Origin of the sequence: Klebsiella sp. I138, from assembly GCF_051131765.1 — a bacterium.
GTDB lineage: Bacteria > Pseudomonadota > Gammaproteobacteria > Enterobacterales > Enterobacteriaceae > Klebsiella.
Window position 1 is genome coordinate 3,397,667 of the sequence record NZ_CP180447.1, and the last position, 25,864, is coordinate 3,423,530.

At 59.2% G+C, this 25,864-nt stretch carries 24 protein-coding genes and 2 pseudogenes; 13 read left to right on the plus strand and 13 right to left on the minus strand.

The annotated features are described in order from the left end of the window. Window positions 1-10 precede the first annotated feature (10 nt). Both ACMYSK_RS15840 and ACMYSK_RS15845 read right to left on the minus strand, forming a co-directional pair. On the minus strand, window positions 11-955 hold the full coding sequence (locus ACMYSK_RS15840) for an Rpn family recombination-promoting nuclease/putative transposase (protein WP_434636722.1): 945 nt from the start codon (window positions 953-955) through the stop codon (window positions 11-13). 158 nt (window positions 956-1,113) lie between these two features. Continuing rightward, window positions 1,114-1,950: a GNAT family N-acetyltransferase gene (locus tag ACMYSK_RS15845; protein WP_434636723.1), complete on the minus strand. Its 837-nt coding sequence runs from the start codon at window positions 1,948-1,950 to the stop codon at window positions 1,114-1,116. Window positions 1,951-1,982: 32 nt separating this feature from the next. On the opposite strand from ACMYSK_RS15845, the gene ACMYSK_RS15850 reads away from it, so the two are divergent. Beyond that, window positions 1,983-2,516 carry a GNAT family N-acetyltransferase gene (locus tag ACMYSK_RS15850; RefSeq protein WP_434636725.1) on the plus strand — a complete coding sequence of 178 codons (534 nt, stop codon included), beginning with the start codon at window positions 1,983-1,985 and terminating at the stop codon, window positions 2,514-2,516. 79 nt (window positions 2,517-2,595) lie between these two features. Next, on the plus strand, window positions 2,596-3,459 hold the full coding sequence (locus ACMYSK_RS15855; protein WP_434636728.1) for a MurR/RpiR family transcriptional regulator: 864 nt from the start codon (window positions 2,596-2,598) through the stop codon (window positions 3,457-3,459). Here the strand turns inward: ACMYSK_RS15855 and ACMYSK_RS15860 are convergent. From ACMYSK_RS15860 to ACMYSK_RS15880, 5 genes are all read right to left on the minus strand, one after another. After that, window positions 3,456-4,055: a 2-dehydro-3-deoxy-6-phosphogalactonate aldolase gene (locus tag ACMYSK_RS15860; RefSeq protein ID WP_434636730.1), complete on the minus strand. Its 600-nt coding sequence runs from the start codon at window positions 4,053-4,055 to the stop codon at window positions 3,456-3,458. The two genes, ACMYSK_RS15855 and ACMYSK_RS15860, sit on opposite strands and share 4 nt — an antisense overlap. Next, window positions 4,042-4,914: a 2-dehydro-3-deoxygalactonokinase gene (locus ACMYSK_RS15865; RefSeq protein ID WP_434636732.1), complete on the minus strand. Its 873-nt coding sequence runs from the start codon at window positions 4,912-4,914 to the stop codon at window positions 4,042-4,044. The genes ACMYSK_RS15860 and ACMYSK_RS15865 overlap by 14 nt, the downstream gene beginning before the upstream one ends. A gap of 10 nt (window positions 4,915-4,924) precedes the next feature. Continuing rightward, on the minus strand, window positions 4,925-6,412 hold the full coding sequence (locus ACMYSK_RS15870; RefSeq protein ID WP_434636734.1) for a sodium:solute symporter family protein: 1,488 nt from the start codon (window positions 6,410-6,412) through the stop codon (window positions 4,925-4,927). A gap of 174 nt (window positions 6,413-6,586) precedes the next feature. Continuing rightward, complete coding sequence (locus ACMYSK_RS15875; RefSeq protein WP_434636736.1) at window positions 6,587-6,979, minus strand: RidA family protein; 393 nt, start codon at window positions 6,977-6,979, stop codon at window positions 6,587-6,589. Between the two features lie 9 nt (window positions 6,980-6,988). Next, window positions 6,989-8,428 carry an N-acyl-D-amino-acid deacylase family protein gene (locus ACMYSK_RS15880; protein ID WP_434636739.1) on the minus strand — a complete coding sequence of 480 codons (1,440 nt, stop codon included), beginning with the start codon at window positions 8,426-8,428 and terminating at the stop codon, window positions 6,989-6,991. Between ACMYSK_RS15880 and ACMYSK_RS15885 the strand changes: the two are divergent. Next, window positions 8,406-8,550: pseudogene (locus tag ACMYSK_RS15885) on the plus strand (hypothetical protein). The gene ACMYSK_RS15880 and the pseudogene ACMYSK_RS15885 overlap by 23 nt on opposite strands. Window positions 8,551-8,629: 79 nt before the next feature. Further along, window positions 8,630-9,850, plus strand: coding sequence for an amino acid deaminase (locus ACMYSK_RS15890; protein ID WP_434636742.1), 1,221 nt, complete (start codon window positions 8,630-8,632; stop codon window positions 9,848-9,850). 128 nt (window positions 9,851-9,978) lie between these two features. Here the strand turns inward: ACMYSK_RS15890 and ACMYSK_RS15895 are convergent, their stop codons facing one another. The 5 genes from ACMYSK_RS15895 to ACMYSK_RS15915 form a co-directional block, all read right to left on the minus strand. After that, entirely contained in the window at window positions 9,979-10,995 is a 1,017-nt protein-coding gene (locus ACMYSK_RS15895) for an Ldh family oxidoreductase (protein ID WP_434636743.1), read from the minus strand. Between the two features lie 11 nt (window positions 10,996-11,006). Beyond that, on the minus strand, window positions 11,007-12,608 hold the full coding sequence (locus tag ACMYSK_RS15900) for an APC family permease (protein ID WP_434636745.1): 1,602 nt from the start codon (window positions 12,606-12,608) through the stop codon (window positions 11,007-11,009). Between the two features lie 15 nt (window positions 12,609-12,623). After that, entirely contained in the window at window positions 12,624-14,228 is a 1,605-nt protein-coding gene (locus tag ACMYSK_RS15905; protein ID WP_434636747.1) for an aldehyde dehydrogenase (NADP(+)), read from the minus strand. 14 nt (window positions 14,229-14,242) lie between these two features. After that, entirely contained in the window at window positions 14,243-15,163 is a 921-nt protein-coding gene (locus ACMYSK_RS15910) for a dihydrodipicolinate synthase family protein (RefSeq protein WP_434636749.1), read from the minus strand. Between the two features lie 151 nt (window positions 15,164-15,314). Next, window positions 15,315-16,142 (minus strand): helix-turn-helix domain-containing protein, encoded by an 828-nt coding sequence (locus ACMYSK_RS15915; protein WP_434636751.1) that lies wholly within the window; start codon window positions 16,140-16,142, stop codon window positions 15,315-15,317. Between the two features lie 310 nt (window positions 16,143-16,452). Here ACMYSK_RS15915 and ACMYSK_RS15920 point away from each other — a divergent pair, with 310 nt between their 5' ends. From ACMYSK_RS15920 to ACMYSK_RS15935, 4 genes are read left to right on the plus strand one after another with little or no spacing between them, the layout of a single operon-like run. Continuing rightward, entirely contained in the window at window positions 16,453-17,400 is a 948-nt protein-coding gene (locus tag ACMYSK_RS15920) for a 4-hydroxyproline epimerase (protein WP_434636753.1), read from the plus strand. Then, the gene (locus tag ACMYSK_RS15925) at window positions 17,397-18,506 is read left to right on the plus strand and encodes an NAD(P)/FAD-dependent oxidoreductase (protein WP_434636755.1); all 1,110 of its coding nucleotides are present in this window, start codon (window positions 17,397-17,399) and stop codon (window positions 18,504-18,506) included. Before ACMYSK_RS15920 ends, ACMYSK_RS15925 begins: the two co-directional genes overlap by 4 nt. Further along, window positions 18,503-18,766 (plus strand): 2Fe-2S iron-sulfur cluster-binding protein, encoded by a 264-nt coding sequence (locus ACMYSK_RS15930; RefSeq protein ID WP_434636757.1) that lies wholly within the window; start codon window positions 18,503-18,505, stop codon window positions 18,764-18,766. Before ACMYSK_RS15925 ends, ACMYSK_RS15930 begins: the two co-directional genes overlap by 4 nt. Then, window positions 18,747-20,012, plus strand: a complete 1,266-nt coding sequence (locus ACMYSK_RS15935) for an FAD-dependent oxidoreductase (RefSeq protein WP_434636759.1) — start codon at window positions 18,747-18,749, stop codon at window positions 20,010-20,012. Before ACMYSK_RS15930 ends, ACMYSK_RS15935 begins: the two co-directional genes overlap by 20 nt. Window position 20,013: 1 nt before the next feature. On the opposite strand, the gene hpaR is transcribed toward ACMYSK_RS15935, so the two are convergent. Then, window positions 20,014-20,469, minus strand: a complete 456-nt coding sequence (hpaR, locus tag ACMYSK_RS15940) for a homoprotocatechuate degradation operon regulator HpaR (protein ID WP_434636761.1) — start codon at window positions 20,467-20,469, stop codon at window positions 20,014-20,016. 289 nt (window positions 20,470-20,758) lie between these two features. On the opposite strand from hpaR, the pseudogene ACMYSK_RS15945 reads away from it, so the two are divergent. From ACMYSK_RS15945 to hpaH, 5 genes and pseudogenes are all read left to right on the plus strand, one after another. Next, window positions 20,759-22,152, plus strand: a pseudogene (locus ACMYSK_RS15945) (fumarylacetoacetate hydrolase family protein). Beyond that, complete coding sequence (hpaE, locus tag ACMYSK_RS15950) at window positions 22,149-23,615, plus strand: 5-carboxymethyl-2-hydroxymuconate semialdehyde dehydrogenase (RefSeq protein WP_434636762.1); 1,467 nt, start codon at window positions 22,149-22,151, stop codon at window positions 23,613-23,615. The pseudogene ACMYSK_RS15945 and the gene hpaE overlap by 4 nt, the downstream one beginning before the upstream one ends. 71 nt (window positions 23,616-23,686) lie before the next feature. After that, on the plus strand, window positions 23,687-24,544 hold the full coding sequence (gene hpaD / locus ACMYSK_RS15955; protein ID WP_434636764.1) for a 3,4-dihydroxyphenylacetate 2,3-dioxygenase: 858 nt from the start codon (window positions 23,687-23,689) through the stop codon (window positions 24,542-24,544). A gap of 9 nt (window positions 24,545-24,553) precedes the next feature. Then, window positions 24,554-24,934 (plus strand): 5-carboxymethyl-2-hydroxymuconate Delta-isomerase, encoded by a 381-nt coding sequence (locus tag ACMYSK_RS15960; protein ID WP_434636766.1) that lies wholly within the window; start codon window positions 24,554-24,556, stop codon window positions 24,932-24,934. 116 nt (window positions 24,935-25,050) lie between these two features. Further along, on the plus strand, window positions 25,051-25,854 hold the full coding sequence (gene hpaH, locus ACMYSK_RS15965) for a 2-oxo-hept-4-ene-1,7-dioate hydratase (protein WP_434636768.1): 804 nt from the start codon (window positions 25,051-25,053) through the stop codon (window positions 25,852-25,854). Window positions 25,855-25,864 lie beyond the last annotated feature (10 nt).

A 25,864-nucleotide genomic window follows, 5' to 3' on the forward strand; every position in this document is an offset into this window, starting at 1 on the left:
AGGCCGGGAATCAACAGTACAGTGGCTTTAACTCTTCCGCCGAAAGTCCGGTGATCCGCTGAACCGTCTCTTTATCCAGGCCATTCTGTAGCATACTGCCAGCAATACGCAGCGTTTCCCGTCGGCTCCCTTCTTGTAAGCCTTCCCGATGACCTTCTTGCCGACCTTCTTGTCGGCCTTCTTGCCGGCCTTCCTGCTTGAGTTTTTGAGCGATAGACATCAACCTCTCCTCATACTGTGGCAAACGGCGGGCCAATCGGTGGAGAAACACGCCCGGATCGGCGGTATTGCCGTACTGCAGCATATAGTGAAATAGCATTCTCAACTGCTTGCGGTTAGTGTATCCCAGCATCACAAGGGCCGCCAATGACTCCGTAATTCCTGTGAGATCGCGCTGGCGAATATGCTTTTGCATCAGCTCCAGAAGAGCGACCCGTCGATGCTGGACGATGTCATCGTCCGACATCACCGTGACATCAACCAGCGGAAACTGACAACTATACAGCGTCTTCGCCATCTGTGGATCGGCAAATTCATCAAGCCAGTTCAGAGAAAAGGGATAGGGGCTGGTCACGCCATGATAAAAAAGCATGGGAACTACCAGCGGCAGCTCCTTGTGCCCGGCATCCAGATGACGCTGCATCGCGGCAATTGCATAGCGCATCAACCGAAAAGCCATATGATTATCCGGTGAACTCTGGTGCTCTATCACCACATAGACATACCCCAGACCCGAGGTGGTTTGTACCGACCACAATATATCCGAATACCAGGCACGCAGATCTTCATCGACAAAGCTCGCCGGCTCCAGCCGCAGGGTCGTAAAATCACACCGCTGACGGATCGCTTCTGGCAGGTACAACATGAGGAAGTCATTCGCTGTCTCCGGGTGGCGAAGAAATCGCTTAAACACCGCATCATGTGGCGTCGAAGTTATACTTTTTTTCATCACCATCCGCTTACCTGAAAGAAAAGGAAAGCCGGACTCTAACACCGGTTTTGATAACATTGGGTTTGACGATAGTTTTCCGGGAAACGCCTCGGAGAAAAGCGGGTAAAGCGCCCCTTACCAACCGTTCGGTTTTACATATTGCAGCCACTAACGAGGCGCCCTTAACGCCCTGCTGATGGCAGGGCGTTAAGCACCACGCACATCTCATACTGTTTCAGAGTCAAGGTCGCATACCCCGCTGCGCTAAATAGCGGCGTAAAAGATTCGGGAATGGTCACCGAAGTGCTCAGTCCGGGAAACTGTCGAGCCAGCGCGGCCAGCATCTTATGCGCCAGGCCGCGGCCGCGAGCCGTCGGTTCAACCCACAGAAACTGTAGCTGCGGTGTCGTGGTCAGGGTTGCCAGCACCGCAAAAGCCTGCTGATTTAGCGTGAACGCCCGGCACGGCAACGTCGCGAAAGTAAGCGGGTCCATCAGCCACGGCAGACGGCCACCGACCTCTGCTCCGGCCCGGCGTACCAGAGGGAGCACATCGCACTCTTCCGCCTCCGGCGCCACCGCGTGTTCCGCCCGGGAACTGACAAATCCGCATAGCCCGTGATGCACAACAAATCCCAAAGACTGGTACAGAGCTACTGCTGCATAGTTTTCACGGATCACTTCCAGCCACATTCGGCGTACACCCTGTTCCCGTAGCGAAGCCATAAGCGGCATCATCAACCGGCGGCCAATACCTTTTCCTCGCCAGGCCGGGCGCACCGCAAAGGCCGCCAGTCGGGCCTCATCCCCGCGCCTGGCCACGATGGCGATAGCCGCTGGCGTCTCTCCGTCCAGCCAGACGCAGGAGTCAAGCAGGCTCAGCCCCTCCGAGCCGAAGCGCTGAACAAACACCGCCACCGACAGCGAAACCGGCACCAGGTAATCCTCAAAACAGTCACGGAGAATCGTACTTAGATGCTCGCTGCTAAAGCCAGTGGCAGGGACGGCTATCAATGCCATGCATTTCTCCCGAAGATTGCTATGCTGAAGCGATGAAAAGTAACACTATAACCGCCACGGCGACATTTCGCCTGGCCACGCCGAACGATATCCCTTTCCTGCCCGCCATCGAACGCTCGGCTGCTCAGGCGTTTCGCGCCCTTCCGGACCTTGCCTGGCTGGCAGATAGCCCGACGATCAGCCTTTCGCAGCATCACGGGTATGTCGAGACCGGTCACAGCCTGGTCGCCATAGTGAACGGACAGCTGGCAGGCTTCCTGCTAACCGAGCCACTGGACGATGCGCTGTTTATCGCCGAAATTTCTGTACTCCAGGTATGGCAAGGAAAAGGCCTTGGTCGGCAGATGATTGCGCAAACTCTCGACCACGCGCGCAAAATGGCATTCCCGGCCGTCACCCTCACGACCTTCCGCAATGTCTCGTGGAATGCGCCGTTTTACGCCCGCCTGGGATTTTACATCCTACACGAACAGACTCTGCCAGCGGGGCTGGCGGCGAGGCGACAGTTGGAATCGGCCCATGGTCTGGCGCCAGAGACCCGCTGCGCCATGCGTCTGACGCTATAAGTCCCTCCCGGTCAGGGCTGCGTTTATGGGCTGAATATGGTACAAAGTATCATGCTAAATTTACCGCCTGGTACTCCGTATGGCCTACTCGATTGATATCATTTCCTGCATCACCGATCGCTTTCTCGAGCTGACCGTCACCGAAAAGCGCATCGCCCAGTTTATCCTTGATGATGTCGCTGCGGCGGCAGAATTACCCATCGCCGAAATCGCCCGCCTGACCAGTACCAGCCAGGCCTCCGTCACCCGTTTTGCCCGGGCGCTGGGGTGCAAAGATGTGCGTGAGCTGAAGATGAAGCTCGCGCAGTCTCTGGCGGTCGGCCAGCGCTTTATTCTCGATGTGCCGGATCTGGAAGGGGTGCAGGGCATTTACGAATCCATCATTGGCGTACTGGAAACCAACCGCCGGGCGCTGGATATTGAGGCGCTAAAACGCGCCGTCTCCTGGCTGAGCGACGCACGACAAATTCTGGCCATCGGTATGGGCGGCGGCTCGACCATCTGTGCGCAGGAGATCCAGTATCGCCTGTTCCGCCTTGGCCTGCCGGTTGTCAGTCAGAACGACGGCCTGCTGGTGCGGATGATGAGCTCTGCCGTGACGCCAAAAGACGTGGTGATCGTACTGTCGCTCGGGGGATATACCAAAGAGATGATTGAGAGTGCGGCCATCGCCATGCAGTACGGCGCGAAGGTGATCGCCATTACGCCAGCGGGAACGCCGCTGGCCGAACAAGCGGACCTGGTATTGCCGCTGCTGGTACGCGAAAACGACTATATTTTCAAACCCAGCACCTCCCGCTATGCCATGCTGGCGATGGTGGATGTGCTGGCCACCGAACTGGCGATGGCCAACAAACCGCAGGCGAAAGATCGGCTGCGCCGCATCAAGCTGGCGCTCGACAGCCACCGCGGCGGCGTCGACCGTCAGCCGCTAGGCGATTAAGCCAGGCCAGCGGCAATAAAGCGTCGGGCCTGCTCACGGGTACGTCCCGGCGACTGCCCGGCGCGATACAAATCGCTACCTAATCCCGCACCGGCGCATCCCGCCTGCACCCAGGTAGCCAGGTTTTCCGGCGTCACGCCACCGACCGCCAGCACTGGCACTTCAGGCGGCAGTACCGCCTTCAGAGCGCGAATATAGTCAGGGCCAAAGCTGGACGAAGGGAAAATCTTCAGCCACTGCGCCCCGGCGTCTAGCGCGGTAAACGCCTCCGTCGCCGTGGCGCATCCGGCACAGACCAGCATCCCCTGCTCAACCGCCCGGCGAATCACCGCCGGCTGTGTATTGGGCGTCACGATTAGCTTCGCCCCGGCCTGAGCCAGAACATCAACCTGCCCGACGTTAAGCACCGTTCCTGCGCCAATCATCGCCTGCGAGCCAAACTGCTGCACCATCTGCTCAATACTGCGCTGCCAGTCCGGCGAATTGAGCGGGATTTCGATATAGCGAAAACCTGCGCTAATCAGCGTATCAATATGCGCCGCGGCTTCCGCCGGACGTATGCCGCGTAAAATCGCGACCAGTTTAAGCATGTTCATTCATTATCCTCGCTATCCCGCTCAAAAACGCTTCATCCCCGGCGCAGCGGGTGACCGTCACTCCCCGGGCGGCCATCGCCCGACAATAACGGTCATTCAGCCCCGATTCACCCACCAGCGTGACGTGCGCCGCGTGGTAGCGTTCGCTGAACGCCGCCACCTCTGCGCCAATCAGCAGACCAGAAAGGTAGTCACTGACCGATGTCGGCGGCAGCACGCCCAATACTCGTGCCGCACGAGCGCCAAACAGGTCAACAACCAGCGACGGCGCTGCCATGCCCTTTTCCAGCCCCAGGTTAAACGCCGCCTCAGCCGCCCGCTGATCGGGAAGCTGTTTGCCAATCAGCGACTGACTGAGCAGCAGATGATGCAGTTCCCCGGTCATCGCGGTGGAAAAATGGCGCACGACCCCTTCCTCGACCTGCACCCATTTACAATGCGTGCCCGGCATCACATAGCACGCCGCCGGCGCTATCTGCCAGGCGCCAAGCAGCTGCGTCTCCTCGCCGCGCATCACGTTATAATCCCCGGCCCGATCAACCTTAAGGCCGGGAACAATCCACACGCCGTCAGCAACGGCAAACAGCTGACGTCCCGGTGCATCAATCGCCGCCGGGCAAGCCAGATAAGGCACCGCGTGCCAGCCGGCATCGCTACCGATCATTCCCGCCATCACTACCGGCAGCCCCGCTTCACCGCGCCACGGCGCCAGATACTGGCGGAAAACGTCCGCTGGCGTTTGCCCGTTGAGCCGCGAGATCCCAAGAGGGAGCTGAATGGTCTCTACACATTTCCCGTCACGAATCAGCCAGCCGCGAAGCTGGGTCGATCCCCAGTCGACGGCAATATAACTCTTCATTGCGCCTTCCTTAGCTCTGCGATGGATGACGTTTGCCAATCGGCAACGGCGCAGGCGCCGGGCGGCTTTCACGTTCGCGGGTAATCATCTCCAGCGCCTCCTCACGGCTCATACTGCTGGCCGGCGTGACCAGCGTCACCACCACCGAAGCCACCAGGCTGGTCAGCACCGACGGGATGCACGGATTCCCCCAGAAGGCCAGCCAGTCGCTGTTCATCAGCACCACCACCGATGCGCCTGCGCCGCCGGCCAGCGCCGCGACCGCCCCCTGCCAGTTAAAGCGCGTCCAGAAACGGCCGAGCATGGTGCAGATAAACATCCCGGACATGATCATTGAAATCATTTTGGTGATGTAGCTGATGATGTCGTTAGAGGTCAGCGCAAACACCAGCGCCAGGGCGATAACCAGTACGAGGAACATCCGCGACAGGCGAATCGCTTTCTCCGGTGCCGGCATATGGCCAGTGACCAGGGTGTAAAGGTCGCGCAGCATAATAGAAACCGCGGCAATCGCATCAGAGCTGCCGGAGGACATATTGGCCGACATCCCGGCAATCAGAATGGCCATCGCCAGCACCGGTGGCAGTACCTGGGTGGCAAACAGGAAGGCAAAACCGCTGTTTTCGAGGTTCGCATTCATGGTCCACACTGCCATGCCGATAATCGCCGGCAGGAAGGAAAAGCCGAGGTACAGCAGCCCGGTGATAGTGAAAGACTGACGCACGGAGGAGACGGTTTTCGCCGAGTAGATACGCTGGCGGTAGGAAGGGGTCGCCAGGACGCCTACGCCGATGACTATTGCCAGGGAGAGCGCGGGAAGCACGCCGAGCTTATCGACGGCAAACAGGCTCTGCGCTGCCGGGTCGACCGCCTGCTGAATATGGCTCCAGCCCCCCACGTGCTGGACGGCAAAAATCGCCATCAGAATAAAGCCGACGAACAGGACAATCGATTGAATCGTATCGATCCAGACCACCGCGGAGTAACCACCGATACCGACATAAACCACAAATGCCAACGCAATAATCACTTTAGCGACATTAATATCAATACCGCTGGCCCATGCCAGATATAACCCACCACCTAATATATGGGCGCCAAGCCAGCCAATTGAGGCAATAAAAATAAGGATCGCTACCAGGTTTTTAATAATTTTACTGCCGCCGGTATAATACGACATCTCTTCGCTCATGGTCATAAATCGAAATTTACGTACCGGCGCAAATAACCACGCTACCAGCAAAATACCTACCGCGCCGCCGAGGCCATACAGCATCCCCGCCCAGCCATTGCTATAGCCAAAACCTACGGCCCCCACGCTCGAACCGGTACCGACCATGGTGCCCACCGTCGAGCCCAGCGTCAGAAACATCGGCAAAGAGCGGCCGCCCAGTAAGAAATCATCGCCGTTCTTTTGCTTACGTGAAACATACCAGCCTAAGGTAATCATGGCGCAGGCATAAACGGAAAACCAAATCAGGAATGACATATTATTCATTGCTCACATCCAGGCGTAATAAATAATATTCGTACCGCTGAATATTATGAGTTAATCGTAACGATGCCAGAAAAAAGGCAAAGCAACCCTGCTCGCGCCGATTGATGGTTTCAATCTGGCACGACTGTCACATTTTTATGGGTCACTCCCCACCCGACGGTGGGGAATTATTATTTATACGCGAGCGGCGTTATAGCAGGTCACATCCACTTCGACTTTACAATCCACCACCAGATCGGCAACGCAGCAAATACGTGCGGGAGGATTCTCGCCAAAGAACTCGCGGAACACTTTATTGAATGACTGGAAATAGCGTGAGTCGGTCAGGATCACCTTCACATGCACCACATCCGCCAGGGTATAGCCTGTTTCGGTCATGATATCGACGCAGTTCTGAATCGCCAGCCGCGACTGCTCGACAATGCCGCCTTCTACCACTTCACCGTTTTTCATCGGCGTCTGGCCGGAGACATACAGCCAGCCCCCGGCCTCAACCGCCCGCGCGAAGGGCAGATGCTGCCCGCCGGTTCCGGTCCCGCCTTCAACGCCATAACGTTTAATACTCATACTTACTCCTTAGTCCATCTGGCGACGCAGGAAACGCCCTGCCCGCCCGGTAATTTTTTTATCGCTGCCGTAGCTCATGATACCGTTCACCATCACCGCCTCGATCCCTTCCGCAGGCTGTTTCGGATCGGAGAAACTGGCCACATCACGCACCGTCAGCGGATCGAACAGGACCAGATCAGCAAAATAACCCACTTTCACCAGCCCGCGCTGCGCCAGTCGGAAACGTGCCGCCGACAGCCCGGTCATTTTGTGAATCGCCGTGGTCAGCGGAAACAACTGCTCATCACGGCTGTAGTGGCCGAGCACGCGGGGGAAAGCGCCCCATAAACGCGGATGCGGCATCGGGTCGTTGGGTAAACCATCGGAGCCGATCATCGTGACGGGATAGCGCATCACTCGCCGGACATCCTGCTCATCCATGTTGTAGTAGATAGCCCCGGCGGGCATCAATTGCGCCGCCGCCTCATGCAGGCTCATCTGCCAGTCTTCGGCAATCTGCTTGAGCGTTTTACCCGCCTGTTCTGGCCGGGATTCCGACCAGGTGATCACGATATCAAACTCATCGGTCACCTGTTTCATATCCAGCGTTGAGGAGCTGGCGGAATAAGGGTAGCAGTCGCAAGCAATGTCCTGGTGCTGACGCATCTCATCAAAGAAGGCCAGCGTCTCCCGGGTGCGACCCCAGTTTTTAGCCCCGGCGCATTTATGATGCGACACCACCACCGGGACGTTGCCGTGACGACCGATGCGAAACGCTTCGTCCAGGGCCTCCAGAATAGGCTCAAATTCAGAACGCAGATGGGTGGTATAAATGCCCTTTTCCGCCGCCAGCTCTTCCGCCAGCGCCATCACCTCTTCAGTGGTGGACTGAAACGCGCTGGCATAGGCCAGACCGGTACTCAGGCCGAGCGCACCCTGGCGTAGCGCATCCCGCAGCTGGACGCGCATCCCGGCAATCTCGGTATCCGTTGCCGGACGGAACAAATCGTCCATATGGTTATTACGCAGCGCAGTATGGCCAATCAGCGTGCCGACGTTAAGCGATGGCCGGGCGGCCTCCACTGCATGCGCGTAATCTTCAACGGTGGGATAGATAAACTGCGCCTGTTCACCCAGCAGGTTCATTGGGTCTGGAACGTCGCCGCGCATCGTCGCCATCGCCGCGCTGATCCCGCAGTTGCCGACGATAACTGTCGTTACGCCCTGGCTCAGTTTTGGCAAGTATTCCGGCATACGAATGACGTTGATATCGTCATGGGTATGCACATCAATAAATCCCGGCGCCAGCACGCGGCCCTCGCCATTAATTTCGCGCTCGGCCGTTAGATTTAACGCCGGGGCGATCTCGACAATACGGTCGCCCGTCACCGCCACGTCGCCGCGATACTGCGGTCCGCCACTTCCGTCAATGACCGTGACGTTTTTGAAAAGCCAGTCAACCTTCATAGCAATTACTCCCTTTCGACTATGCCGACAAGTTAACCATTTACAAGGTGAAAAAACAGTGGAAAACTACGCAAAACCCAGATCGTTTTGTGATACTTTTATTCACAACGAATAATATTTAAGTATTAAAATAATTAATATCAACAACTTATACATGATACCCAGATAAAAACCGAACATAAACCCTGAAAGGATAGTGTTATGAAATACCATTCCGATACCCTTATCCCGCACAAATCCGCCGTGATGGCATCCCCGGCTAACCTGCTGGCAGAGGACGTTTGCCTGCCCGCCGCGCTGGTGAAAAAAACGGCACTGGAAAATAATATTGCCTGGATGCAGCGCTATGCCGATACCCGCGGCGTCTCGCTGGCACCGCACGGGAAGACGACAATGACGCCATGGATTTTTCAGGCCCAGCAGCGGGCGGGAGCATGGGGTATCGGCGTGGGAAGCGCCTGGCAGGCCAGCGCGGCAATGGCCAGCGGAATTCAGCGCGTCTTGATGGTTAATCAGCTGGTCGGCAAGGCCAACATGCAGGTAGTTTCACAGCTGAAGGCACATTACCGGGCGGCGGATTTTCTCTGCTGCGTGGACAGTCTGGCGAATGCCCGCACGCTGTCGGCGTTCTTCAGTGCGCGCCAGCAAACGCTGGACGTCCTGATTGAGCTGGGGGTTCCCGGCGGACGCTGCGGCTGTCGCAGCGTAGACGATGCCCGGGCGCTGGCCCAGGAGGTTGCCACGCTTCCGGGCCTGACGCTTCGCGGGCTGGAGCTGTATGAAGGGGTGCTGCACGGTGACGATCCGCAGCCGCAGGTTGAAGCGCTGCTGCACCAGGCCGCCGGACTCGCCTGCCAGATGGCTCCGCTGGTTGACGGCGAATTTATCCTGACCGGCGCGGGCACCGTCTGGTATGACGTAGTGTGCAACGTCTGGCTGGCCGCGCAGAAGCCGGATCGCTGCCGGATTGTGATTCGGCCAGGCTGCTACATCACTCATGACATGGGGATCTACGAGATTGCCCAACAGGAACTGATCGCCCGCGATCCGATCGCTTGCGATCTGGGGGGCGATCTGACCTCTGCGCTGGAATTAATGGCGATGGTGCAGTCGGTACCAGAGGCAGATCGCGCGGTGGTCAATTTTGGCAAACGCGATTGCGCCTTTGATGCCGGGCTGCCGCAGCCTGTTGCTCACTATCGTCACGGAAAGCCGTTACCGCTGCAGGCTGATGAGATAGTCAGCGTCGGGATCATGGACCAGCACTGTATGCTGCGCCTGGCACCGGGTTGCGATGTGCAGGTCGGCGACATTATAGTGTTCGGCACCTCCCACCCGTGCCTGACCTTCGACAAATGGAAAACCCTGCTGCTGGTCGATGACGAATACACCGTGCTGGAAGAGCTGGACACCTTATTCTGATAAACCCCTTGCCCGGCCGACAATACGCCACCGAGCCGTAGCCCGGTCAGCGCAGCGCCACCGGGGAGGTGACCGGGGGAGTCCGCCACTTCCCCTGTCGTCCCGGAACGCCAAAAGCACCTCGCGGCTTAACCACTCACGCTCAACGCGGAAATCTCGTCAAACAACGAACGGTTAATGGTAACGCCCTGGCGCTCGCTCTCCTGACGGCAGAGATAACGCCGTTCGCCGGGAAGCCTTGCCCCTTGTGACTGCATGCTATTAAACAGCGTCTCGGCGCGAGCCAGGTGCGACTGCGCATCCGCCCCGAGAAAGCGCTGCGGATCCAGCGCCAGAATCAGCTCGCCGCCGTAGGGCAACCCGCCCGCGCCACCGTCCCACGCCAGCGATTCCGCACTGGTCATATCGCCAATCAGCGGCCCGGCAAGCAGTTCGACCATCGCCGCCAGCGCCGAACCTTTGTAGCCGCCAAAGGTCAACATCGCACCGGAAAGAACCTCCCCGGCATCCGTGGTCGGCTGGCCCTGACTATCGATCCCCCATCCCTCCGGCAACGATTTCCCGGCACGTTGATGCAGCTGGATCTCACCGCGCGCCGCCACGCTGGTCGCCATATCAAAAATAAACGGCGGGGCCTCACCCCGCGGCCAGCCAAAGGCGATGGGGTTGGTACCAAACAGCGGCAAACTACCGCCGGCTGGTGCCACCCACGCATGGCCCGGCGTGCAGGCCAGCCCGACCAGGCCTGCATCCGTTAACGGTTCGATGTCGGCAAACAGCGCCGAAAAATGCACACAGCGGTTGATTGCCAGCGCGGCGATACCGCTGTGGCGCGCCTTCTCCACCAACAGCGGCAGCGCCTGCTCAAATGCCAGCAGCGAAAAGGCACCGCCGGCATCGACGCGGACAATCCCCGGAGCCCGGTCGTCAATTTGCGGCTCGGCATCCGGGGAGACCTTACCTTTACGCAGAGTGTCAACAATCCCCAGCAGCCGCCACAGGCCGTGGGATGCGCAGCCATCGCGCTCCCCGCCGGCGACGTTACGCGCTACCGCCGCCGCGTGCTCTTCACTGAATCCATTAGCGCTTAGCACCCGCATCGCCAGCGCATAAGCCTCGGGTAACGAAAGGGTTACCGTTTCCATGACCTTCTCCTCTACTCTTCTTCGTCTCCGCTAAAGTTAGCCTGGGGAAGGCAGCTGCGCGCGCCCCAGTAATAGATCCCCAGCGACATCACCGCCACCAGCACCGTATCCCAGGGGTGGGTTATCTCATTAATACCACCAAAACTACCCAGCCAGGAAAAGAGCATAATCAGCGCGTAGAAGACGATCAGCCACAGCGAAGATTTTACCTGCTGCGCCAGGCTGACGGCATGTACCGGCACCTTGTTCTTGCACAGGATGTAAACCACAAACATGACGATTTGCAGCCCCAGCAGCCAGGAGAGCGTGTTCCAGCCGGACCAGTACACAATCAGCGCCGAGATCATAAACGACACCGGGCCAATAATCGCGAATGCCCGCACGCGGAACGGACGCGGCAGATCTGGCGCATTGCGACGCAGCCCGGCAGCGGTGACCGGTGCAATCGCATAGCTCAGTACTAACGCCGCTGACACCACGCTAATCAGCTGTTCCCATGACGGGAACGGCAGGGTCCAGAAAATCGACAGGCCGAAGGTCAGCCACAGCGCGGGACGCGGGATCCCTGACTCTTTATCAATGTGGGTAAAGGCTTTAAAAAAGGTCCCGGCTTTTGCCCAACCGTAAATAACGCGCGGCGTGGCGTTCATGTAAATATTGCCGGTCCCGCTGGGGGAAATAATCGCGTCGCTAATGACCATAAAGGCCAGCCACCCCATGCCGAGCGTAATAGCGATATCGCGATACGGCAGCGAGAATTGTTTACTCACCTCCGCCCAGCCGCCGCTTAACATCTCCGTCGGAATGCTGCCGAGAAACGCCACCTGCAACAGTACATAGATAATTGTCGACAGTACCACCGACAGAATCAGCGCTACCGGTATCGTGCGCTGCGGGCTCTGCACTTCACTGGCAACCGAAATAATCGGCGTCAGCCCCAGATAAGCAAAAATAATCCCCCCGGCGCTGATCGCCGCTTCCACACCGGACATGCCGAACGGGGCAATACCCTGCGTATGCAGGTTTTCTGGCTTAAAGAAGGTAAACAGGGTGATAACAACCAGCAGCGGCACCAGGAACTTCAGCACGCTGATAAAGTTATTCGAGCGGGCGAAAGTTTTGACGCTGTAGTAGTTAAGGCCAAAGAAAAAGCACAGCAGCAGAAACTGTACCCCCCAGCCCAGCAGGGTTGGCGAGCTGGATCCCGGCTGGGTCAGCGCCGGGAACCAGGCCGCGGCATACTGACGTGCGGCGACGATTTCGATAGAAATCAGGCTTGAGAAGGCAATCAGCGTAATAAAACCAAGCAGGTACCCCATCAGCTCGCCGTGCGAAAAGACCGGGTAACGAATAATGCCCCCGGCGCGCGGCAGCGCCGCCCCCAGTTCGCAGTAAACGATGCCCAGCAACAGAACGGCAAAGCCGCCAATCACCCAGGAGGCGATACCGGCCGGCCCGGCGATCGACGCAACGTGGCTGGCGGCAAACAGCCATCCGGAACCAAAAATCGCCCCCAGGCCAATGAACGTTAGATCGGTTAAGGTCAGCTGCTTTTTAAACTTACCCGACTCAGTCACGCGGGTTTGACTGCTATGCGTAGTGTGAATAGTCATCGTGATGCCCTTGCGTCAACATGAAGGGGAAATAGCTTCCCGGGTCCACTGGCCGTTCACCAGGCGCAGCAGGTTCAAAGGGTTAGCATCCTGCAAAGCCGGCGGCAGCAACGCGGCAGGGGCGTTCTGCAGGCAAACCGGTCGGAGAAAACGTTCTATCGCCCGGGTCCCTACCGAGGTACCACGCGCATCGGTGGTCGCCGGCCAGGGGCCGCCGTGCACCATCGCATCGCACACTTCCACGCCGGTGGGATAGCCGTTAAACAGTACCCGGCCGGCTTTTTCACTGAGCAGCGGCAGTAACCGCCCCGCCAGCAGGCGATCGTCCGCATCCGCATGTAGCGTGGCGGTCAGTTGCCCCTGCAATCCGCTGACTACGGCCATCAGCTGAGCCTCGTCCGCCACCTCCACCAGCACGGAAAGTGGGCCAAACACTTCGTGATGCAACAGACTCTCCGGCACCAGCAGCTGCTCCGCCGTCGCCAGATACAGCAGCGCCTGCGCCTGCTGAGCACCGGGTGCTTCCCCACTGGCCAGCCGCTGTACGCCCGGACAGGCTTCAAGCGCCTCGACGCCGGCGCGGTAGTGTTGCAGAGTCGGTGCGTTGAGCAGAACCTGAGCGGGAGCCGTCTGAACCTGCTCACACAGCGAAGTTTTAAAATGCTCCAGACCTTCACCCTTCAGCGCCAGAATCAGCCCTGGGCGAGTACAAAACTGCCCGCCGCCGAGGGTAAACGACGCCACCAGCTCTTTTGCCAGCGATGCCGCACGCGCAGCCAGCGCCTGGGGCAAAATTATCAGCGGGTTAATCGCCGACATCTCAGCAAACAGCGGGATCGGCTGTAGGCGCCGCTGCGCCAGCTGGTACAGCGCTTTTCCCCCCGCCAGCGAGCCGGTGAAACCCACCGCCTGAATTGCCGGATGACGCACCAGCTCGGCACCGATATCGGTACCAAAAATCATATTGAACACCCCGCCGGGCAACGCGCATTTCTCCACTGCCCGTACGATGGCCAGTGCCGTCTGCTCTGCGGTCGCCATATGTCCGGGATGGGCTTTAACCACCACCGGGCAACCCGCCGCCAGCGCCGACGCGGTATCACCACCGGCGGTGGAAAACGCCAGCGGGAAGTTGCTGGCGCCAAATACCGCAACCGGGCCGAGTGCCACCTGGTACTGGCGTAGATCCGCACGCGGCAGGGGCTGGCGGGTCGGCAGCGCGGTATCAATCCGCGCCCCCAAGACATCTCCGCGCCGCAGCAGACCGGAAAACATCCGCAGCTGACCGCTGGTCCGCGCCCGCTCGCCCTGTAAACGCGCCAGCGGCAGCGCGGTTTCGGCGTGGGCAACGGCAAAAAAGTTCTCGCCCAGCCCGTCCAGCTCATCGGCAATGGCCTCCAGAAAGCGCGCACGTGTCTCTGGCGAGGTCCCGGAATAGGCGGCAAAAGCCTGCGCCGCCGCCTGCGCCGCCAGTGCGGCCTCCTCCCGGGAGGCCGGATAAAAACGGTGTCCGGTAGCTTCGCCGTCCGCCGCCCGCAGGCTGAGGAGGGTGGCTTCACCGCTGGCTATGCGGCGCCCGGCAATAAACTGCCAACCCGCCGTCATTCCTGTTGCGCTCATCGTCGCTCCCCGGCTCACAGGCCAACGTCCGGCAACACAGGGCGCGTCGCCAGCGCCTGTTCCACAATGTTCACGACCTGCTGACGGGTCTCCCCCTCCAGCGCCAGGCGCGGTGGACGGGTGACGGCACTGCCGCGGCCCAGCAGCTCTTCGCACAGCTTGATGCACTGCACCAGGTCCGGGCGCGCATCGAGGTGCAACAGCGGCATAAACCAGCGATACAGCGTCATGGCTTCGTCATAGCGTTTCTGCGCGGCAAGGCGGAACAGGGTCTCGCCTTCGCGTGGGAAGGCATTCGACATACCGGAGATCCACCCTTCTGCTCCCACGGCGATGCTTTCCACGACCACATCATCCAGACCGGCGAACAACACGAAGCGGTCGCCCACGGTATTTCGCAGGTCGATAAAACGGCGGGTATCGCCGGATGAGTCCTTGAAGCAGACGATATTGTCGCAGTCAGTCAGGGTGGCGAGGATGTCTGGCGTGACGTCGTTTTTATAAATCGGCGGGTTGTTGTAGACCATAATCGGCAGGTCGGTGGCGGTGGCCACGCTGCGGAAGTGGGCGGCGGTTTCATGTGGTTTCGACGAGTAGACCAGCGCCGGCATCACCATAATTCCGTCAACGCCAACGCGCTCGGCCTCTTTCGCCATCTTCTGTGCAAAGGCGGTGGTGAACTCAGCGACCCCGGCAATCACCGGGACTTTGCCGCCTGCGGCATCCTTCGCCACTTCGATAATTTGCAGTTTTTCCTCGGTTGTCAGCGAGGTATTTTCCCCGACGCTGCCGCACACCACCAGCCCGGAGACACCGTCTCTGACCAGGTTTTTCATGACCGCATGGGTGGCATCTAAATCGAGGGAGTAATCTTGACGAAACTGCGTGCTGACTGCCGGAAATACGCCGCTCCAGTGAATCGCTTTTTTGCTCATGCTCGGTTCCTTGTCGTCATTTTGTTAAGTCAAAGTGAATGAATGGTGAATTCTCACTGACAGATTGACGTTTCATGGACCCGGCGGCTTGTCGGTTTTCTTCCAATACGATGACGAAATTAGCACAGTCGCAAAAAGTGTGAGCCGGCGATTATCCCGCCAGCGTCATGCGGAAATCCCGCGGCGTGGAGCCGGTCATCGCCTTAAACTGGCGGCTGAAGGCGCTGTGATCGGTATAGCCGCACTGCAGCGCAATATCGGTAATCGGCGTCTCCCCCGCCAGCAGCTCAGTGGCTTTTTCCAGGCGAACTTTGTGGATCATCTGCCGCGGCGTGAGGTGAAAGATCCGTTTGCAGTAGCGTTCGATCTGCGCCACCGACATACCGCTCAATCCGGTGAGCTCTTCCATAGAGATCGGTCGATGGTAGTGGCGGCGAATATGATCGTCGACGATCGCCAGCCGCTGCCACGCCGGATGTCTGGCATGTGCCTCTTGCAGATCGTGTGAGATCCCGGCCATGCCGATCACCTGGCCGTGAATATCGCGCAGCGCCAGCTTTTGCGTCAGGCACCAGCCGCGTTCACGCCCGTTATAGAGATGCATTTCCAGCTGATCGCGCAGGGTCACTCCCTCTCTCAGCACCCGCAGATCCTGTTCGGTATAGCCCTGCCCCAGCGCCGAAGGAAAGACGTCGGCCGAGGTTTTGCCCAGCAGTGAGGAGACGTTTTTAAAGCCACAGCGGCGAGCCAGCGTCAGGTTCGTCAGCAGATAGCGCGCCTGGGCATCCTTGATAAAAAAGACCACATTGGGAATGGCGTTAAGCAGCGGCGCAATGAGCGCCAGCGCGTTGAGCAATGCCGGCATATTTTCAGGACGTTGGCGTGCCAGCCCTTCGCAAATCTGGCTCAGCTCATCTACGGCCAGCGCCGTATTATCAGTCGGAGCGTGCTCCGAAGCAGCAGCAGTAACGCAGAACATAAGGCTTCCTCATGGCGGGTGACAGGAAGATATTTATTCACACTTCAGTAACACATCAAGCGGCAATGCCGCATTTTGCGATCCTGACTCCGGTTTATATTTTCCCCGGAGTACGCCGCTGGCGTTATCGCAACTTTCGGTTTACCACAGCGTTAACGAAATGATTAATAAGAAATAATGATGTTATTTGAAAACAAATGCTGTCGTTTACTGTGCTGATTTCGTCATTTTCTCTGGTGAAAGCGTTCAAGCCGCAGGCGGTCTGTTACGCCAGCATGATGAAACAAATCGTTAACCTTCGGAGATAGTCATGACCGCGCCACGCCACCCCATTGAACTCAGAGCCATTGATTCTCATACCGGCGGCGAACCGACCCGCCTGATCGTGGAGGGTTTTCCGGATCTCGGCGACGGCAGCATGGCGGAACGCCGTGAACGCTTTGCCCGCGAATTCGACATCTGGCGTCAGGCCATTATCCTCGAACCGCGCGGCAACGATGTGCTGGTCGGGGCACTGCTGTGTAAGCCCGTTTCGCCAGAGGCAACTGCCGGCGTCATTTTTTTCAACAACGCCGGCTTCCTGAATATGTGCGGGCACGGCACCATCGGACTCATCGCCTCGCTGGCGTGGCTTGGCCGCATTCAGCCGGGCACGCATCTGATTGAAACGCCAGTGGGTAACGTCAGCGCGACCCTGCATGACGACGGTAGCGTCTCGGTGGAGAACGTCCCGGCCCGGCGCGGGAAAAAACAGGTCAGCGTCAACACATCCGCGGGCACCGTCACCGGCGATATTGCCTGGGGTGGCAACTGGTTTTTCCTCATCAACGATCACCCTTTCGCTCTCGAACCTGCCCAAATCCCTCAGCTCACCGATTACGCATGGGCGGTGCGTGAAGGGCTGGAAGCCGCCGGGATCCGCGGCGACGACGGCGGTGAAATCGATCATATAGAACTCTTTGCCGACGACGTCGAAGCCGATAGCCGCAGCTTCGTGCTGTGCCCTGGGAAAGCGTGGGATCGCTCGCCGTGCGGCACCGGAACCAGCGCCAAGCTGGCCTGCCTGGCCGAAGACGGTAAGCTGCAACCCGGCGAGATCTGGCGCCAGGCCAGCATTATCGGCAGCCAGTTTACCGCCAGCTATGCGCGCAGTGCCGCCGGTATCATTCCGACGATCCGCGGCGAAGCCTGGGTTTGCGGTGATACCCGCCTGATCCTCAACCCTGACGATCCCTTCTGCTGGGGGATCGTCCCGTGAACCACGCCGACGTCATCGTGATCGGCGCCGGGATCATCGGCGCCGCCTGCGCATGGCAGCTGGCGAAACGGGGGCAAAAAGTTATTCTGCTCGACGATCGTCAGCCTGGGGCGACGGCGGCCGGAATGGGACATCTGGTGTGTATGGATGACGACCCCGCCGAACTTGCGCTTTCTGCCTGGTCACTGGCACGTTGGCGCACCCTCACGCCACGAATGCCCGAGCGCTGCGCCTGGCGCGGCTGCGGCACCCTGTGGCTGGCGGAAACAGCGCAGGAGCTGGACATCGCCCGGGAAAAACAGCGGCGGATGGCGGAATATCAGGCCGCCAGCGAGATGCAGACCCCCTCACAGCTGATGCAGCGGGAACCGCTGTTGCGTGGAGGGCTTCACGGCGGGCTATGGGTTCCCGGCGATGGCATCGTCTACGCCCCTGAAGTGGCACGCTGGTTTATCGCCGACGCAGGGGACAACCTGACCTGTCTCGCAGAAGGTGCTACGGAAATTACCGAACCAGCGGTAACGCTGACCAGCGGAAAACGGCTACAAGCGCCGGCAATCGTGGTCGCCTGCGGCCTGAAAGCAAACGCGTTGCTGGCAGAAAACTGGCTCCGGCCAAAGAAAGGCCAACTGGCAATCACCGACCGCTATGGCCCGTTGCTCCATCACCAGTTGGTCGAACTCGGCTACGGCGCCAGCGCCCACGGTGGCGGCACCTCGGTCGCGTTCAACGTTCAGCCGCGTCCGACCGGGCAGCTGCTGATTGGTTCTTCACGCCAGTTTGATACCTCGGAACGCCAGCTGGATTTACCCCTGCTGGCGCAGATGCTCGATCGCGCCCGACACTTCCTGCCAGCCCTGGGCGGGCTGAATATTATCCGCTGCTGGAGCGGCTTTCGCGCCGCATCAGAGGACGGGAACCCCCTGATTGGTCCGCACCCGTCACGCTCCGGCCTGTGGCTGGCGCTGGGCCATGAAGGACTCGGCGTCACCACCGCTCCCGCCAGCGCGGAGCTGCTCGCCGCCCAGCTATTGGGCGAGCGCTGCCCGCTAGCCCCCGACGCCTGGTTACCGGCCCGCATGTTGAAAAATGAGGCTATCGCATGAGCCAGACTATCCCGGTCATGATTGAAGGTGAAATACGCGATGTCCCTGAAGGGATCAGCGTCGCGGCAGCGCTGGCGTTAACGATGGATCCCACCACCCGCGTGAGCGTGAATGGTCAGCCCCGGGCCCCTTTTTGCGGCATGGGGATTTGCCAGGAGTGCCGGGTGACCGTCAACGGACGGCGGGTACTGGCCTGCCAGACGCTGTGCCAGCCCGAAATGACGATTGAAAGGAGCCGCCATGCAAACGCTGCGCTGTGACATTTTGATTATTGGCTCCGGCCCGGCGGGTCTTGCCGCCGCGCTGGCCGCCGCCTCCTGCGGGAAACAGGTTATTATCCTCGATGACAATCCGCGCCCCGGCGGACAGATCTGGCGCGACGGCCCGCAGGTGGCCCTCCCCGGCCTTGCGCGCCGCTACCGGGAAGCCGTTGCCGCGGAGAAAAATATCACCTTGCTAAACGGCGCCCGGCTTATCGCCCGCCCCTCAGCCCATAGCGTCCTGTTTGAAACCACCGACGACTGCGGGACGGTTGAGTGGCAAAAGCTGATCCTCTGCTGCGGCGCACGCGAACTGTCGCTGCCGTTCCCCGGCTGGACGCTACCCGGCGTCACCGGCGCAGGCGGGCTGCAGGCACAAATCAAACACGGCCTGACGCTACAGGGACAAAAAGTGGTGATTGCCGGTAGCGGCCCGCTGCTGCTGGCGGTGGCCGGGACGGTGACAAAAAGCGGCGGCAAAGTTCAGCAGATTATCGAACAGGCCCCGCTCAGCGCGCTGTGGCGTTTCGGCAGCAGCCTGTGGCGCTGGCCGGAAAAGCTCCGCCAACTGGCCACTCTCGCCCCGCGCCGCTACCTGAGCGGCAGCCAGGTCATCCGCGCCCACGGTCAGACACAGCTTGAAGCCATTACGTTACGCGACGCCCGGGGCGTTGAGCGGACGATAGCCTGCCAGCGGCTGGCTATCGGCTACGGCCTGGTCCCCAATGTTGAAACCGCGCTGCTCTTCGGCTGCGCGATAGCCGGCGAGGCAATACAGGTGAATCGCTGGCAGGAGACCAGTACTGCGGGCATCTATGCCGCTGGGGAATGTACCGGCTTCGGCGGGAGCGAACTGGCGCTGGCGGAGGGTGAAATTGCCGGCTTTGCGGCAGCTGACGCCGAGGTGCCCGCACAGGCCCTCTTCACCCGTCGCGAGCGCTGGCAGGGTTTTGCTAATACCATAAACCGCACGTTTGCTCTGCCAGAGAGCTTGAAAAACGCCGCTACGCCGGACAGCCTGCTGTGCCGCTGCGAAGATGTGCGCTGCGGCGACGTTGCCGATGCCGACAGCTGGAATCACGCAAAACTGACCCGCCGCTGTGGAATGGGAGCCTGCCAGGGGAAAACCTGTGCGGCTACCGCCCGTTGGCTGTACGGCTGGCCGCTACCGCAGCCGCGCGAGCCGCTCTCTCCTGCCAGAACAGAAACGCTTATCGCGCTGAACCACACCCGCACGACGCGCTGATTTACTCTTCCTCATCACACTCATCGCTGCGCCCGGCGCCCCGACGGTTGCCGAGCGCGATAAACTCCTCCAGCAGCGTAGTCAGCTGCTGCATCTTTTCACTGGTGAATTGCGTTTCAATCAGGCGATAGGCCTCTTCCACCTGCGCCTGCGCACTTTCATACAGCGTATGGCCCGCCGGCGTCAGTGAGATATACAGTTTGCGCTGATCGTTGACCGGTTTAAGGCGCAGCACCAGGCCGTCGCGCTCCATACGGGTCAAAATACCGGTCAGACTGGGACGCAGAATGCAGGCGCGGAACGCCAGATCGTGAAAGTCCATCGACGGGTTTTCCGCGAGGATGCGCACGATACGCCACTGTTGCTCGGTGAGATTATGGCGTTTAACGATCGGTCGGAAATGGCCCATCGCCGCTTCCCGCGCCTGCAACAACGCAATGGTTAACGAATCATGCATGACATACCCTCGGCATCACATTCTTGAGTTTATTAATAAGTTAATAATTAGCGCCTATCCTGCCATGACGCAACCGGTTTCTGCACCTGAAAAGTACCGGTCGAGAGCATAAAAAATATTAACAATATGATTTTTAACATATAAAAAATTTCACTGTAAATTTATTGTTAATCAGATCACAAAACATTCACTTCTGTTTGCCAAACCTCGCCACAAAGAATAAAAGATGATCATTAACATATTAATGAATACCCCTTAGCATCCGACATCAGTACCAGAGGAGTGGTGAATGAAAGGTACCATCTTCGCCGTTGCGCTCAACCATCGCAGCCAGCTTGACGCCTGGCGCGACGCGTTCCAACAGGCCCCTTACAAAACGCCGCCGAAGACCGCGGTCTGGTTTATCAAACCCCGCAATACCGTTATCGGTGCGGGCGAGGCAATTCCGTATCCGCAGGGCGAAACCGTGCAGAGCGGCGCCACCGTCGCGCTGATCGTCGGCAAAACGGCCCGCAAAGTTCCCACCGACAAGGCCGCCTCTTTTATTGCCGGCTACGCCCTGGCCAATGACGTCAGCCTGCCGGAAGAGAGCTTCTACCGCCCGGCGATCAAAGCCAAATGCCGCGATGGTTTCTGCCCGATCGGTGCCCTCTCCCCGATAAATAACGTGGACAATCTGACCATCATCACGGAGATCAACGGCCGCGAAGCCGACAGCTGGAACACCGGCGATCTGCAGCGTAATGCCGCCGAACTGTTAAGCGCGCTGAGCGAGTTTGCCACCCTGAACCCCGGGGATGCCATTCTGATCGGAACCCCTCACGCCCGCGTCACGCTGCAACCAGGCGACCGCGTGCGGATCCTCGCCGAAGGTTTCCCGGCGCTGGAAAACCCGGTTGTTGCAGAAGGAGAGCTGGCATGAAACAGGCACGTATTGAATGGCAAGGCGCCCGCTACGACGTACAGGTCGATGAACGCAACCAGGTTCGCCTCGCCGATGGCACCTTGCTTAAATCAGGCGAATTCCGCTGGCTGCCTCCCGCCGACGGAACCCTGTTCGCGCTGGGTCTGAACTATGCCGACCACGCCAGCGAGCTGGAGTTTAAACCGCCGGAAGAGCCGCTGGTCTTTATCAAAGCGCCGAACACTTTTATCGGCCACGAGCAAGAGTCGGTTCGTCCGGATAACGTTGAGTACATGCATTACGAAGCCGAACTGGTGGTAGTGATAGGCAAAACCGCACGCCGCGTCGCCGAGGCTGATGCCATGGACTACGTCGCCGGCTACACCGTCTGCAACGACTACGCCATTCGCGACTACCTGGAAAACTACTACCGGCCGAATCTGCGAGTGAAAAGCCGCGACACGCTGACGCCCATCGGGCCATGGGTAGTCGCAAAAGAGGCGATCCCGGATCCGCATAATCTGACCCTGAGCACCTGGGTTAACGGCGAACTGCGCCAGCAGGGCACCACGGCCGATCTGATCTTCAGCGTCCCGTTCCTGATCGCTTACCTGAGCGAATTCATGACCCTGCAACCGGGCGACATGATCGCCACCGGCACGCCGAAAGGGCTGTCCGACGTGGTGCCGGGTGACGAAGTGATCGTCGAAGTCGAAGGCGTCGGCCGCCTGGTCAACCGCATCATCAGCCAGCAAGCCTATGAGGAGAAGCTGTCATGAAAAAAATTAACCATTGGATCAACGGCAAAAACGTCGCAGGCACCGACTATTTCCATACCACCAATCCGGCGACCGGCGAAGTGTTGGCGGAAGTCGCCTCCGGCGGTGAAGCCGAAGTGAATCAGGCCGTTGCCGCTGCAAAAGAGGCGTTCCCGAAATGGGCCAACCTGCCGATGAAAGAGCGCGCGCGCCTGATGCGTCGCCTGGGCGATCTGATCGATCAGAACGTCCCGGAGATTGCCGCGATGGAAACCGCCGATACTGGTCTGCCTATCCATCAGACCAAAAATGTGCTGATTCCACGCGCCTCGCACAACTTCGAGTTTTTTGCCGAAGTGTGCCAGCAGATGAACGGCAAAACCTACCCGGTTGACGACAAGATGCTCAACTACACCCTCGTGCAGCCGGTTGGCGTCTGTGCGCTGGTATCGCCGTGGAACGTACCGTTTATGACCGCCACCTGGAAGGTCGCGCCTTGCCTGGCGCTGGGTAACACCGCGGTGCTGAAAATGTCTGAACTGTCGCCGCTGACCGCCGACCGCCTGGGTGAGCTGGCGCTGGAAGCGGGTATTCCGGCCGGCGTACTCAACGTGGTACAGGGCTACGGTGCCAGCGCCGGCGACGCGCTGGTACGTCACCATGACATCCGCGCCGTGTCGTTTACCGGTGGCACCGCCACCGGACGCAACATCATGAAAAATGCCGGGCTAAAAAAATATTCCATGGAGCTGGGCGGCAAATCCCCGGTGCTGATTTTTGAAGATGCCGATATCGAGCGCGCGCTGGATGCCGCCCTGTTCACCATCTTCTCGATCAACGGCGAACGCTGCACCGCCGGGTCGCGCATCTTTATTCAGCAGAGTATCTATCCGGAGTTCGTCAAACGCTTTGCGGAACGCGCCAATCGTCTGCGCGTGGGCGATCCGACCGATCCAAATACCCAGGTTGGGGCGCTGATCAGCCAACAGCACTGGGAAAAAGTCTCCGGCTATATCCGCCTGGGGATCGAAGAAGGCGCCACCCTGCTGGCCGGCGGCCCGGACAAACCGTCCGATTTGCCAGCGCATCTCAAAGGCGGCAACTTCCTGCGTCCGACGGTACTGGCCGATGTGGATAACCGGATGCGTGTCGCGCAAGAAGAGATTTTTGGCCCGGTGGCCTGCCTGCTGCCGTTTAAAGACGAAGCGGAAGGGCTGCGCCTGGCGAATGACATCGAATATGGCCTGGCGTCCTACATCTGGACCCAGGATATCAGCAAGGTTCTGCGTCTGGCGCGCGGCATTGAAGCCGGCATGGTATTCGTCAATACCCAGAACGTCCGCGACCTGCGCCAGCCGTTTGGCGGCGTAAAAGCCTCCGGCACCGGCCGTGAAGGCGGCGAGTACAGCTTTGAAGTATTCGCCGAAATGAAAAACGTCTGTATTTCCATGGGTGACCATCCGATCCCGAAATGGGGCGTATAACCGTCATCCGTCGAGCCGCATACCGGTTGGTTGCGGCCCACACTATTCAGGTTATGTAAGGAGAACACCGCATGGGCAAATTAGCGTTAGCCGCCAAAATCACTCACGTGCCGTCAATGTATCTCTCTGAACTGCCAGGGAAAAATCATGGTTGCCGTCAGGCAGCTATCGATGGACATAAAGAAATTGGCAAGCGCTGCCGTGAAATGGGCGTTGATACCATTATTGTTTTTGATACCCACTGGCTGGTCAACAGCGCCTACCACATTAACTGCGCCGACCATTTCAAAGGCGTCTATACCAGCAACGAACTGCCGCACTTTATTCGCGACATGACCTATGACTACGACGGCAACCCGGAGCTGGGCCAGCTGATTGCCGACGAAGCGGTCAAGCTGGGCGTGCGGGCAAAAGCGCACAACATCCCGAGCCTGAAGCTGGAGTACGGCACCCTGGTGCCGATGCGCTACATGAACAGCGATAAGCATTTCAAAGTGGTCTCGATTTCGGCGTTCTGCACCGTTCACGATTTTGCCGACAGCCGCAGGCTGGGTGAAGCCATCGTCAAAGCGATTGAAAAATATGACGGTACCGTCGCCGTCTTCGCCAGTGGTTCGCTGTCGCACCGCTTTATCGACGACCAGCGCGCCGAAGAAGGGATGAACAGCTATACCCGCGAATTCGACCATCAGATGGATGAGCGCGTGGTGAAGCTGTGGCGTGAAGGCAAGTTCAAAGAGTTCTGCACCATGCTGCCGGAGTACGCCGACTACTGCTACGGCGAAGGCAATATGCACGACACGGTGATGCTGCTCGGCGTGCTCGGCTGGGACAAATACGATGGCAAGGTCGAGTTTATCACCGACCTGTTCGCCAGCTCCGGTACCGGCCAGGTGAATGCCGTATTCCCGCTGCCGGCCCAGGCGTAAGGAGCCACTATGCCGCACTTTATCGCTGAATGTACCGAGAACATCCGCGAACAGGCGGATTTACCCGGCCTGTTCGCCCAGGTCAACCAGGCGCTCGCCGCCACCGGCATCTTCCCGATTGGCGGGATCCGCAGCCGCGCTATCTGGCTGGATACCTGGCAGATGGCTGACGGCAAGCACGATTACGCCTTCGTGCATATGACGCTGAAAATCGGCAGCGGGCGTAGCCTGGAAAGCCGTGAAGAGGTTGGCGAAATGCTGTTTGGGCTGATTAAAACCCACTTCGCCGCCCTGATGGAGAGCCGCTATCTGGCGCTGTCTTTTGAGATTGAAGAACTACACCCGACGCTGAATTACAAACAGAACAACGTGCACGCGCTCTTTAAATAGCGGCCTCTTTTGCCCGGGGGCGCTGCGCTTACCGGGCCTGCAAAAGGCACAAGTGAAACGAACCGTAGGCCGGGTACCCGGCGCCGCAGCACCGAATGACGTAACAGGAAGCCACTATGCTCGATAAACAGACCCGCACGCTGATCGCCCAGCGACTGAATCAGGCCGAAAAGCAGCGTGAACAGATCCGTGCGATCTCCCTGGATTACCCGTCGATCACTATTGAGGACGCATACGCCGTCCAGCGCGAGTGGGTCGAGATGAAGATCGCCGAAGGCCGGGTGCTCAAAGGCCATAAGATCGGCCTGACCTCCAAAGCAATGCAGGCCAGTTCGCAAATCAGCGAACCGGACTATGGCGCGCTGCTCGACGATATGTTCTTCCACGACGGCAGCGACATTCCTACCGACCGCTTTATCGTGCCACGCATTGAAGTCGAGCTGGCATTCGTGCTGGCGAAACCGCTGCGCGGACCAAACTGCACGCTGTTCGATGTCTACAACGCCACCGATTACGTGATCCCGGCGCTGGAGCTGATCGACGCCCGCTGTCACAACATCGATCCGGAAACTCAGCGCCCGCGCAAAGTGTTTGACACCATCTCCGATAACGCCGCCAACGCCGGGGTGATCCTCGGCGGTCGGCCGATTAAACCCGATGAGCTGGATCTGCGCTGGATCTCCGCGCTGATGTATCGCAACGGGGTGATCGAAGAGACCGGCGTCGCCGCTGGGGTGCTGAATCACCCGGCCAACGGCGTTGCCTGGCTGGCGAATAAGCTGGCGCCGTATGACGTCCAACTGGAAGCCGGACAGATTATCCTCGGCGGATCGTTTACCCGTCCGGTACCGGCGCGCAAGGGCGACACCTTCCACGTCGATTACGGCAATATGGGCGCAATCAGCTGCCGCTTTGTGTAAGGGGAAGATG